The organism is Saccharopolyspora griseoalba, from assembly GCF_042665275.1.
In the GTDB taxonomy this organism is placed as follows: Bacteria; Actinomycetota; Actinomycetes; order Mycobacteriales; family Pseudonocardiaceae; genus Saccharopolyspora; species Saccharopolyspora griseoalba.
Genome location: NZ_JBHTCJ010000020.1, coordinates 28987 through 40524, shown reverse-complemented (window position 1 = coordinate 40524; position 11538 = coordinate 28987). Strand labels below are relative to the sequence as shown.

Sequence of the window (11538 nt, the reverse complement as noted above, 5' to 3'; positions counted from 1 at the left end):
CATGACGACCGGCTCCGATCCGCGCCCCCGTCCACGACGGGGGCGCGGTCGCCCGCGCGGTGGCGGGGGTGCGCAGACCAAGGAGCGCATCCTCGCCGCTGCCGCCGGCCTGTTCGCCGAGTCCGGCTACCGCGGCGCCACGATGATGGCCGTCGCGGAAGCGGCCGGACTGAGCCAGACCGGGCTGCTGCACCACTTCCCGGACAAGGAGCGCCTGCTCGCCGAGGTGCTGGATCGCCGGGACCGGCTGGACGAGATGGCGATCGGCGAGCGACCGGGGCGCGGCTGGGAGCGCTTCGAGTACCTGCGGCGGCTGGTCGAGCACAACACGACCCAGCCGGGCATCGTCCGGCTGTTCACCGCGCTGGCCGGGGAAGCGATCGACCCCGAGCACCCGGCCCACGAGTGGCTGTTGCGGCACCACCGGCGGGCCGCGGCCCTGATCCGAGGTGGGCTCGACGAGGCGGTCGCCGCCGGGACCGCGGACCCGGAGACCCCGGTGGACCGGATCGTCCGCGAGACGATCGCGCTCATGGACGGCCTGCAGCTCCAGTGGCTGGTGGATCCCGGCGGCGTCGACATGGCGGGCGACTTCGCCGACCACGTCGCGAACCTCCGCACCCGCTGGGAGCGCTGAGGCTTCAGGGCTTGCGGGCGATCCCGGCGTACATCGCGATGTCGGCTTCCGGGATCTGGAGGGTCCGCGGCTCGTCCGGGCGCCACTTGTGCATCTGGACCACCCCGGGATCCAGCAGCTCCAGCCCGTCGAAGAAGCGCGAGGCCTGCGCGTGCGAGCGGAACCGCAGCACCTCCCCGTGCTCCCGGTAGGCCTCGCGGACCCCGGCCAGCAGTTCGGGGGCGAAGTCGTCGGTGGCGATCGTCGCCGCCACGAAGCTGCCCGAGGGAAGCACGTCGATGATGCGCCGCACCACGTCGAGCGCCTCGTCGTCGTCCTCGATGAAGTGCACGACCGCGATGAGCATCAACCCGACGGGCTCGTCGAGGTCCAGCAGCTCCCGGAACTCCGGGGCCGACAGGATCGAGTCCGGATCGCGCAGATCGGCGTCCGCGAACGCCGTCCTCCCCCGCGCGGTGCTCGGCATCAGCGCGCGGGCGTGCGCGAGCACGACGGGATCGTTGTCGGTGTAGACCACGCGGGCGTCCGGACGCACCTGCTGGACGACCTCGTGCAGGTTCGGCGAGGTCGGGATCCCGGTGCCGACGTCCAGGAACTGGTCGATCCCGCACTCGGTGGCCAGGAACCGGCTCGCGCGGTGCATGAACTGCCGGTTGACCCGCATGTGCACCGGCAGCGCCGGCCACACCCGCAGCGAATCCTCGGCCGCCGCGCGGTCCGCGGCGTAGTTGTCCTTGCCGCCGAGGACGAAGTCGTAGATCCGCGCGCCGTGCGCCCGGTCGGTCTGCAGGTCGACCTCGCCGCTCATCGAACTCCTCCTCGCGCCACCGCACCATCCTGTCAAAGATCAACATCGGGCGGTAGGTCGCGTCGTGCCCGGCGCCCGAGAAGCCCCCGCGCGGGGCAGTTCTCGGGCGCCGGGCACGACGCGGCGCTAGAACAGGAGCAGCGCGATCGGGGTGACGAAGACCAGCGTCAGCACGACGCGCTCGAACCAGATGACGACCATCCGGGGCACCGAGATCGGGATCTCGGTGGCGACCACGCACGGGACCAGGGCCGAGAAGAAGATGATCTGCGAGACCGACACCACGGCGACGATGAACTTCACCGCGGCGGAGGCCTCCGCGACCAGCAGCGCGGGCAGGAACATCTCCGCGATGCCCACCGCCGCCGCCTTGCCGACCAGCAGCGGTTCGGGGCTCTGCACGACCCAGGCGACCGGGTAGAAGACGTAGCCGAGCCAGTCGAACACGGGCGTGTAGGTCGCCAGCACCATGCCGAGCAGGCCGACCGACAGGATCGACGGCAGGATCGCCATCGTCATCAGCACGCCGTCCTTGAGGCTGCGCAGCAGGTTGTGGGCCAGCGGCGGTGCCGTCGCGACGGTCTCGCGGGCCTCGGCCCACGCCCTGGCGAACCGCCGTCCTCGATCGTCCGGCTCCGGCTGCGGCGTGGCTCCCGGGTAGTGGTCGTCGCCCATCCGCGAGAGCGGCCAGATGCGCACGGTCACCGCCGTCACCAGGAAGGTCACCGCGATCGTGGTCCAGAAGTAGGTGTTCCAGCGGCCCATCAGGTCCAGCGTGCTGGCGACGACCACCATGAAGGTCGCCGATACCGTGGAGAAGCCCGTGGCGATGATCGCGGCCTCCCGGCCGGAGTACTTGCCCTCCTTGTACACGCGGTTGGTGATCAGCAGCCCCAGCGAGTAGCTGCCCACGAAGGAGGCGACGGCGTCGATCGCGGAGCGCCCCGGTGTCTTCCACAGCGGCCGCATCACGGGCTGGAGCAGCACCCCGACGAACTCCAGGAGCCCGTACCCCACCAGCAGGGCGAGGAAGATCGCGCCGATCGGCACCAGCAGCCCGACGGGCACGACCAGCTTGTCGAACAGGTACGGCCCCATGTCCTCGGCCAGCAGCCAGGCCGGCCCGGTGCGGAACACGAGCATCGCGCCCACGACGAGACCGATCACCTTGAACGCGGAGAACACCGCCGCGACCGCGGACTTCCGCCACGTTCCGGAGAGGAACGGGTGCACCGCGCCGGCGAGGATCACCAGCAGCGCGTAGTACGGCAGCGCCGCCGGGACCCAGCTCTCCAGCGCGGTCACCAGGTGGTCGAGCAGGATCGAGCGCTCCCCGCCGACTTCGAACGGCACGAAGAAGACGAGCACCCCGATCAGGCTGAACACGAAGAACTTCCACATCGGCACGCCCGCCGTCCTCGGCACGACCTGCCCGTTGCGCTGCTCACCGACCATGTGCACCACCTCCGATGACGGGGAAGCCTCGCACCCGGTGCACCGCTGCGGAATCCCGAGAACGCGGTACCTGTCTTGGATCTCAGACGCGGCCCTCTTCACCAGAGGTCTCCGAGGGCTGGGCCCGGGACTCTTGATGAAAAAGGGCAACCACACCCCCGAACGGAGCACGACGGCGCCCGAGGTGGACAACTTGTACAGCCCGGGGCCCGCGGGAGGCGGCAGAGCGGGCAGGGTGGGCAGTCCGCGCGGGGCCTGTTGCGCGGCCTGACGGGCGAGCGCACTCTCCGTCGCATGGACGACGATCTCCGCGACCTGCTTCGCCTGATGGTGGTGGCACGTCGACTCGACGAGGAGTGCGTCGCGCTGCAGCGGCAGGGCGTGCTGCCCGCCTACGCGCCGGCGCTGGGCCAGGAAGCCGCGCAGGTGGGCAGCGCGGCGGCGCTGGACCTGGAGCGCGACTTCGCCTTCCCGACCTACCGCGAGCTGGGGGCGGCGGTGGCGATGGGCGTGGATCCCGTCGCCTACCTGGCCACGCACCTCAACATCTGGCACGGCGGGCTCTACGACCCGAGCGCGACGCACCTGGCCCCGTTCAACGCCGTGGTGGGCGGGCCGGTGACCCACGCGGTCGGCTGGGCCATGGGCGCGCAGCTGGACGGCACCGGAGGGGCCGCCATCACCTACTTCGGCGATGGCGCGAGCTCCCAGGGCGACGTGCACGAGGCGATGAACTTCGCCGGGGTCTACCGGCTCCCGGTGGTCTTCTTCTGCCAGAGCAACGGGTGGGCCATCTCGGTTCCCACCGACCAGCAGGTCGCGGGCGGGTCGGTGGCCGCCCGCGCCGCCGGGTACGGCATCGAGGGGCAGCAGGTGGACGGCAACGACGTCACCGCCGTGCGCGAAGCGACCCGGGACGCCCTCCAGCGGGCCCGCGCCGGCGGCGGGCCCACCGTGATCGAGGCGATCACCTATCGGATGGGACCGCACTCCACTTCGGACGATCCCCGCCGGTATCGCAGCACCGAGGACGAGCGCGCCTGGGCCGAGCGCGATCCGATCGCACGAACCGCGAGCTCCCTTCCCGCAGAGGCGCTCTCGTCGGCCGAGGAGCACGCGGAAGCCGTGGTCCGCGAGACCGGCGAACGCCTGCGCGCGCTGCCGCCCCCGCCGGGCGACGAGCTGTTCAGCTTCGTCTACCGCGAGCCGACGGCGCCCCTGCTGGACCAGCAGCGCGCGTGGAAGGAGTCGCAGCATGCCTGAGCTCTCGCTGCAGCAGGCCCTGAACACCGCGCTGCGCCACGCCTGCGAGGACGACGACCGCGTGCTGGTCTTCGGCGAGGACGTCGGTTCGCTCGGCGGGGTGTTCCGGGTGACCGATGGACTGCAGGACAAGTTCGGCCAGCACCGGGTCTTCGACACCCCGCTGGCCGAGTCGGCGATCATGGGCATGTCGGTCGGACTCGCGATGGCCGGGTGGCGACCGGTCCCGGAGATCCAGTTCGACGGGTTCAGCTACCCGGCGATCGACCAGATCGTCAACCAGGTCGCCCGGATGCACTACCGCAGCCGGGGAGTGCTGGCCATGCCGATCACGTTGCGGTTGCCGAGCTACGGCGGCATCCGCGCGCCGGAGCACCACGGCGAGAGCCTGGAGGCGCTGTTCGCCCACGTACCCGGGCTCAAGGTGGTCTCCCCGTCCGGCCCGGCGGAGGGCTACCACCTGCTGCGCCAGTCCATCACCGACCCGGATCCGGTGATCTTCCTGGAACCGAAGTCGCGGTACTGGCAGCGGGAGGTGTTCGATCCCGACGAGCAGGTGGAGCCGCTGCCGGTCGGGCGCAGCCGCGTGGTGCGGCCCGGCAAGCACGCCACGCTCGTGTCCTGGGGAGCGATGGTCTCGCGGTGCGAGCAGGTCGCCGAGCTGGCCGCCGAGGACGGCGTCGAGCTGGAGGTGCTCGACCTGCGCTGGCTCAAACCCATCGACACCGAGGGCCTGGCCGAATCGGTCGGCCGCACCCGGCGCGCCGTCGTGGTGCACGAGGCCCCGCTGACCGCCGGACTCGGCGCGGAGGTGTCCGCGCTGATCACCGAGCGCTGCTTCGACCAGCTGCGCGCTCCCGTGCAGCGGGTCGCCGGGTTCGACGTTCCCTACCCGTCGGGGGCGCTGGAGGACGAGTACCTGCCCAGCCCCGACCGCGTCCTGACCGCCGTGCAGACCACCCTGGAGCACCGCCGTGGCTGAAGCGACCTTTCCCCTCCCCGATCTCGGCGAAGGCCTGATCAGCGCGCACGTGCTGGAGTGGCTGGTCGCCGAGGGCGACTGGGTCGAGCGCAACGATCCCCTCGTCGAGCTGGAGACCACCAAGTCGTCGGTCGAGATCCCCTCCCCGCAGACCGGGCGCGTGTCGAAGCTGCACGTCGCCGCAGGGGGCGAGCTCGACGTCGGCGATCCGCTGGTGACCTTCACCGTCGAGGAGCAGGCCGGCATCGTGGGCACCGTTCCCGAGGACCGCGCACCGCAGCGCCGCGTGCGCCTGATCCCGCCGGAGGACTGATCGTGCTCGCGACGGCAGGGGACGGCGCCGCGATCTGGTACGACCACTCCCCCGGGCCGCGGCCGGTGCTGTTCCTGCACGGCTTCGCCTCCGACCACGCGCAGACGTGGGTGCGCACCGGCTGGACGCGCCCGGTCTCCGAGCTCGGGCACGTGCTGGTCGACCTGCGCGGGCACGGCAGCAGCGCGCGCGCGACGTCGGGCTACTCGCCCGACGACCTCGCGCTCGACGCGCTGGCCGTGCTGGACGCCGCCGAGGTGGAGTCGGTGGACGTGGTGGCCTACTCGATGGGCGGGCACGTCGGCTGGGCCCTGGCGCGGCTGGCGCCCCAGCGGGTCGGCCGGTTGGTGCTCGGCGGCATCGGCGGCGGACCGGTGGACCGCGAGAACATGCTGCGCGTGCGCGAAGCCCTCTCCGGCGACCAACCGGACGCCTGCGTGGAGGGCATGAGCGGCCACCTGCTCGACGGTCCCCCGCCGGCGCCCGCGCTGTTCGCGGCGGGTGATCGCGACGAGATCGCGGGCGACGTCGGCGGTTTCGCCGCGCGGCTCGGCGCGCCGTTCGTCCCCCTCGGCGGGCGGAACCACCTCAACGCGGTGAGCAGCCGGGCGTTCAAGACCGCGGCGCTGGAGTTCCTCGGCGGCTAGGAGCCGGTTCGCGTTCGCCTGCTCGACGGTGCCAGCAGTGGGATCTGTGCTGCTCCGGCGAGCCACCGCTCGCTGGTGGCCAGGGGGTTCGGGTGCTCGGTGCTCATCCAGCGACCGGCGGTGCACCGCTCGTACGAGGGCTTGCCGCTGGTGCTGCGGGAGATCGCTCCGGCGGAGCCCGCGGCGAACGTGCTGATGATGTGGTCGCGCGAGTGCGGCTGAACGATCGCGCCGCGGCGCTGGTCGACTTCGCGAGCCGGAACGCCCGGCGGCTCGACCCGCGCGGCGGCGCGGGGTCTTGACCGACGAGCACCGCGCGGGGCGCGTCGTTCGCGATCTGATCGATCCCAGCCCCGATCACGTCCGGGCGATCACGGCGATCTCGCTCGGCCCGGAGGAGTGCTTGGCCCGGCTGGTCACCCCGCTGCTGACCGAGATCTCCAGCGACTTCGCCTCGCTGGAGGGGCCGACCGCCGCGCGGGTGGTGCGGACCGCCATGGAGCTGATCTCGGCGCTCCTGCGCACCGCCGCGCTGGCCCGCACCACCGAGGGCGACCGCGAGCACCTGTCGCTGATGCCGCGCATCCGCCAGCACATCACCGACGACCTCGGCGACAGCGAGCTCAGCCCGGACAGCACCGCCCGCCGTCTACATCTCCACCCGGCACCTGCACGCGCTGTTCCACCAGCAGGGCACCACGGTCTCGGCGTGGATCCGCGAGCAGCGCATCGAGGGGAACCGCCGCGAGCTGGCCGACCGAGGTTGGCGCGCCCCGCCTCGTGGTACGAGTGCACCCCGTGGGCCGAGCACGACGGCGGCGATCACACGCTCTTCCTCGGCCGCGTCGAGCACTTCGGCCACCGGCGGGGCGACTGCCTGGCCTTCGTCGACGGCGGTTTCGTCACCATCCCGGAGTCCCGCTGACGGCCCAGCCGTCGGGAACCGGAGGGTGCCCTCTTTCATCAGAAGTCCCCGGGCGCGGCGCGCTCGGGGACTTCTGATGAAAGGGCTAGGCCGCTCGATCGCGTGCGATGAGGGCCAGGCAGCCGAGGCTGATCAGGGCGACCACCACCAGGTAGGCCGTGACCGGGGTCGAGGTCCCGGTCGTGGCGTACAGCGCGGTGGCCAGGGTCGGGGCGATGCCGCCGCCCAGGATGGAGCCGATCTGGTAGCCCAGCGACGCGCCGCTGTAGCGCACCCGCGCCGCGAACAGGTCGGAGAACAGCGAGGCCAGCGGACCGTAGCCGGCGCCGAGGAAGAACGCCGCGCCCAGCACCGCGACGACGATCAGGGTCGGGTTGGCGGTGTCGACCAGCGGGAAGAGCACCAGCATCCACGCCGCCAGCCCGCCCGTGCCGAGCAGCAGCACCCGCTCGCGCCCCCACCGGTCGGCGAGGCGCGATGCCCACGGGATGACCGCCAGCCACGCGACCGCGCCGATGAGCGTGGCGGTCAGCATCGTGCCGCGGGACAGGCCCAGCGTCTTGGTGCCGTAGGACAGCAGGTAGGCCATGAAGATGTAGCCGATGGTGTTGTTGCCGATGAACCCGCCCGCGGCCAGCAGCACCTGGCGCGGGTGCTCGCGCAGCACCGCGACCAGCGGGATGCGCTCCTCGGTCCCCTCCTCCTTGATCTCGGCGAACTCGGGGCTCTCGGCGATGCTGAACCGGATGACCAGCCCGACGACCACCAGCAGCGCGCTGAGCAGGAACGGGATCCGCCAACCCCATTCGACGAACGCCTCGCCCGGGAAGATCGCGGTGGTGCTGAGGAACACGACGTTGGCCAGCAGCAGTCCGCCGGGCACGCCCATCTGCGGGAAGCTGCCGTAGAAGCTGCGCTTCTCCGGAGGCGCGTGCTCGACGGCCATGAGCACCGCGCCGCCCCACTCGCCGCCGACGCCGATGCCCTGCAGGAACCGCAGCGCGACCAGCAGGATCGGCGCCCACACGCCGATCGTCTCGTAGGTCGGCAGCAGTCCGACCCCGGCGGTGGCCACGCCCATCAGCAGCAGCGAGGTCACCAGCATCGACTTGCGGCCGACCTTGTCGCCGAAGTGGCCCATGATCACGCCGCCCAGGGGTCGGGCGAGGAAGCCGACCGAGAAGGTGGCGAAGGCGGCCAGCGTTCCCGCGGTGGCCGAGAAGTCGGGGAAGAACAGCGGGCCGAACACGATCCCCGCTGCCATGCCGTAGATGAAGTAGTCGTACCACTCGATCGCGGTTCCGACGAAGCTCGCCGAGGCGACCTTCAGCGGGCTGATCGGTCTTTGCCTGTCGCTGCGTTGACGCGTCGTTGCTGCCACGCGGTGCTCCTGGGTTCGAAGGGCTGCGCACGGTCCGGACCGGGATCCCCCGTGTCGCATCGGGATCGCGGTGCCGCCCGGCACCTGGGGGTCAGGAACCGCCCAGGGCCACCGGGCGGCGGGCGCTGTCGAAGATGCCCGCGAAGAACGCCGCGAGCTCGGCGGTGGCATCCAGCGGCAGCACGTGGGAGACGTAGTGATCGGGGCGCACGACGACGATCGCGCCGTCGCGGTCGATTCCCCGCGCCTCGAAGATGTCGTCGTCGGTGTCGGCCGCGTAGACCTTCTCGTAGTCGACCAGCTGGAAGGGCCCGACCTTCGGCAGGAAGGCGCGGGGCACCGCGCCGAGGTCCACCTCGGTGTGGGCCTGCTGGTAGATCACCTTGACGTCGAACCAGGCGTCCACGTCGAGGCCTTCCGGCGTGCGGGCGACCACCGGGGAGTCCGGCGAGCCGACGATCCACCCGGCGAAGTCGGCGGCCTTCGACCGCTCCCCCGCTGCGGGCCGGTCGGCGAAGGCGTAGACCCGCCAGCGCCCGTCGGCGCGGTGGTGGTGGCCGAGGTGCACCGGGTTGCCGTCGCAGACCCGGGTCACCCGGTTGGACTTGAACCGCTTGCCGATCGGGAACCCGGTGGCGCGGTTCTGGTGCTCGGTCCCGGCGACGATCATCGAGGGCTGGTACCGCGTCATCAGACCGGCCGGGAACTCGGCGGTCTTGACGTAGAAGTCCTCCAGCTCGCTCGGGTCGTCGAGCTCCTCGGGCTTGGCGGCCATCAGCTTCGACCACCGCCGGTCGAAGTCGATGAGGTCCTGGGCGATCACCTGCCGCTCGGCGGAGTAGGTGTCCAGCAGCTCGGCACCCGCCCTGCCGTCGAGCACGTGTCCGAGCTTCCAGGCGATGTTCCAGCCGTCCTGCATCGAGACGTTCATGCCCTGCCCGGCCTTGGCGCTGTGCGTGTGACAGGCGTCGCCGGTGATGAACACCCGAGGGCAGCGCGCGCCCGCGCCCTCGGCGGGCACGTCGTCGAACTTGTCGGTGAGCCGGTGCCCGACCTCGTAGACGCTGCGCCAGGCGACGTGCTTCACCGTCAGCGTGTAGGGGTGCAGGATCCGGTTGGCGCGCGCTTCGACCTCCTGCTGGGTCGTCTCCCGCACCTTGCCGTGGTCCTCCTCGGAGATCTCGCCGAGGTCGACGTACATCCGGAACAGGTGATTGCCCTCGCGCGGGATGTGCAGGATGCTGCCGCCGTCGTGGGACTGGATGGCGCACTTGGTGCGGATGTCCGGGAAATCGGTCTCGGCCAGGACGTCCATCACGCCCCAGGCGTGGTTGGCCTGGTCGCCGACCAGCTCGCGGCCGATCGCCTCGCGCACCTTGCTGCGCGCGCCGTCGCAGCCGATGACGTACTCGGCCCGCACCACCCGCTCGGCGCCCTCGTCCTCGCCCGCGGTGCGCCGCAACGTCACCGCCACCGGGCGATCACCGGTCTCGGCCACCTCCAGGCCGACGAACTCGTAGCCGTAGTCCGGCACCAGCCTGCCGGGCGCGTTGCGCGCCGCCTCGGCGAAGTAGTCCAGCACCCTGGCCTGGTTGACGATCAGGTGCGGGAACTCGCTGATCCCGCTGGGGTCGTCGGGAGCGCGCGCGGCGCGCACGATGTTCTCCGGGTTGTCCGGATCCGGCTTCCAGAAGGCCATCTCGGTGATCCGGTAGGCCTCCTCGGTGATGCGCCCGGCGAAGCCGAACGCCTGGAAGGTCTCCACGCTGCGCGCCTGGATCCCGTCGGCCTGCCCGACCTCCAGCCTGCCGGGGCGGCGCTCGACCAGCCGGGTGACGACGTTCGGGAACTGCGCCAGCTGCGCGGCGGCGATCATTCCCGCCGGCCCGCTGCCGACGATGAGCACGTCGACCTCGTCGGGAAGCTCCTCCGGCCGGTTCAGGCCGACGCCCGCCGCCGGCTGCACGCGGGGATCACCGGAAACGTATCCGTGGTGGTGGAACTGCAACGGTCTCTCTCCTCACTCCGTCGTGAGATCTCGCGCGAAAACCGCTGGATCAGAGGGAGGTTCCCAGCTTGAAACCCTCGGTGGTGTCGCCCTTGCGGGTGTAGGAGAAGCCGTCGGCCCCGACGGTGACGGCCATCTCGCTGGAGTCGGTGCGCTCCTGCACCGGCTGCGGGTTGCCGTCGAGGTCGAGCACCGGCGACGCCTCGGTGTACCAGGAGGGCACGACGGGGTTGCCCCACCAGTCGCGGCGCTGGTTGTCGTGGACGTCCCAGGTCACCACGGGGTTGTCCGGGTCCCCGGTGTAGTAGTCCTGGGTGTAGATCTCGACGCGGTGCCCGTCGGGATCGCGGATGTAGAGGTAGAACGCGTTGGACACCCCGTGCCTGCCGGGGCCTCGCTCGATGACGTCGGACATCCGCAGCGCGCCGAGCTTGTCGCAGATCGACAGCACGTTGTGCTTCTCGTGGGTGGCGAACGCGATGTGGTGCAGCCGCGGCCCGTCGCCGCCGGTCAGGGCGGTGTCGTGCACGGTGTCCTTGCGCCGCAACCAGGCCGCGTAGGTGGTGCCCTCCGCGTCCTTGATGTCCTCGGTGACCCGGAAGCCCAGGTCTTCCAGGTACTCCCGGCCCTTCGGCACGTCCGGGGTGACCTGGTTGAAGTGGTCCAGGCGCACCAGCGCGCCCGGGGTGTGGAGGTCGTAGCGCCAGGCCAGCCGCTCCACGTGCTCGACCTCGTAGAAGAACTCGTAGGGGAAGCCCAGCGGGTCGGTGACGCGCACCGAATCGCCGATGCCCCTGGCGAATCCGTCCGCGCACCGCTCGGTGCGGCAGCCGCGGGCGGCGAACCACCGCTCGGCGCGGTCGACGTCCTCCGGCGTGCGCACCCGGTAGGAGAACGCCGCCGCGGCGGCCACCGGTCCCTCGCGCAGCACGAGGTTGTGGTGGGTGAACTCCTCCAGCGTGCGCAGGTAGATCGCCCGGTCGTCCTCGGCGGTGACCACCAGGCCGAGCACGTCGACGTAGAACTCCCGCGCCTTGGCCAGATCGGTGACGACCAGGTCGAGGTAGGCGCACCGCACGATGTCGGGCGGGGTGGGCTCGGGGTTGGCACTCATCGTTG

At 71.4% G+C, this 11538-nt stretch carries 12 protein-coding genes; 7 read left to right on the top strand and 5 right to left on the bottom strand.

Features of this window, described 5'->3' with window-relative positions; translation table 11 throughout:
- Position 1: 1 nt before the first annotated feature.
- A complete protein-coding gene (locus tag ACFQRI_RS25750) occupies positions 2 to 637 on the top strand; it encodes a TetR/AcrR family transcriptional regulator (protein ID WP_380672997.1) in 636 nt (211 codons plus the stop codon).
- Between the two features lie 4 nt (positions 638 to 641).
- Here the strand turns inward: ACFQRI_RS25750 and ACFQRI_RS25745 are convergent, their stop codons facing one another.
- Entirely contained in the window at positions 642 to 1445 is an 804-nt protein-coding gene (locus ACFQRI_RS25745; RefSeq protein WP_380672995.1) for an SAM-dependent methyltransferase, read from the bottom strand.
- 126 nt (positions 1446 to 1571) lie between these two features.
- A complete protein-coding gene (locus ACFQRI_RS25740) occupies positions 1572 to 2900 on the bottom strand; it encodes a YjiH family protein (protein ID WP_380672993.1) in 1329 nt (442 codons plus the stop codon).
- 294 nt (positions 2901 to 3194) lie between these two features.
- On the opposite strand from ACFQRI_RS25740, the gene ACFQRI_RS25735 reads away from it, so the two are divergent.
- From ACFQRI_RS25735 to ACFQRI_RS25710, 6 genes are all read left to right on the top strand, one after another.
- Positions 3195 to 4163 carry a thiamine pyrophosphate-dependent enzyme gene (locus ACFQRI_RS25735; RefSeq protein ID WP_380672991.1) on the top strand — a complete coding sequence of 323 codons (969 nt, stop codon included), beginning with the start codon at positions 3195 to 3197 and terminating at the stop codon, positions 4161 to 4163.
- A complete protein-coding gene (locus tag ACFQRI_RS25730) occupies positions 4156 to 5145 on the top strand; it encodes an alpha-ketoacid dehydrogenase subunit beta (protein ID WP_380672989.1) in 990 nt (329 codons plus the stop codon). The genes ACFQRI_RS25735 and ACFQRI_RS25730 overlap by 8 nt, the downstream gene beginning before the upstream one ends.
- Positions 5138 to 5458, top strand: coding sequence for a biotin/lipoyl-containing protein (locus ACFQRI_RS25725; RefSeq protein ID WP_380672987.1), 321 nt, complete (start codon positions 5138 to 5140; stop codon positions 5456 to 5458). Before ACFQRI_RS25730 ends, ACFQRI_RS25725 begins: the two co-directional genes overlap by 8 nt.
- 2 nt (positions 5459 to 5460) lie before the next feature.
- Entirely contained in the window at positions 5461 to 6105 is a 645-nt protein-coding gene (locus tag ACFQRI_RS25720; protein WP_380672985.1) for an alpha/beta fold hydrolase, read from the top strand.
- Positions 6106 to 6180: 75 nt separating this feature from the next.
- A complete protein-coding gene (locus ACFQRI_RS25715) occupies positions 6181 to 6327 on the top strand; it encodes a type 2 periplasmic-binding domain-containing protein (protein ID WP_380672983.1) in 147 nt (48 codons plus the stop codon).
- 76 nt (positions 6328 to 6403) lie between these two features.
- Positions 6404 to 7030, top strand: a complete 627-nt coding sequence (locus ACFQRI_RS25710) for a flavin reductase family protein (protein ID WP_380672981.1) — start codon at positions 6404 to 6406, stop codon at positions 7028 to 7030.
- Between the two features lie 85 nt (positions 7031 to 7115).
- On the opposite strand, the gene ACFQRI_RS25705 is transcribed toward ACFQRI_RS25710, so the two are convergent.
- From ACFQRI_RS25705 to hpaD, 3 genes are all read right to left on the bottom strand, one after another.
- A complete protein-coding gene (locus ACFQRI_RS25705) occupies positions 7116 to 8411 on the bottom strand; it encodes an MFS transporter (RefSeq protein ID WP_380672979.1) in 1296 nt (431 codons plus the stop codon).
- Between the two features lie 91 nt (positions 8412 to 8502).
- Positions 8503 to 10419, bottom strand: a complete 1917-nt coding sequence (locus tag ACFQRI_RS25700; protein ID WP_380672977.1) for an FAD-binding monooxygenase — start codon at positions 10417 to 10419, stop codon at positions 8503 to 8505.
- A gap of 49 nt (positions 10420 to 10468) precedes the next feature.
- The gene (gene hpaD, locus ACFQRI_RS25695; RefSeq protein WP_380672975.1) at positions 10469 to 11533 is read right to left on the bottom strand and encodes a 3,4-dihydroxyphenylacetate 2,3-dioxygenase; all 1065 of its coding nucleotides are present in this window, start codon (positions 11531 to 11533) and stop codon (positions 10469 to 10471) included.
- Between the last annotated feature and the right edge of the window lie 5 nt (positions 11534 to 11538).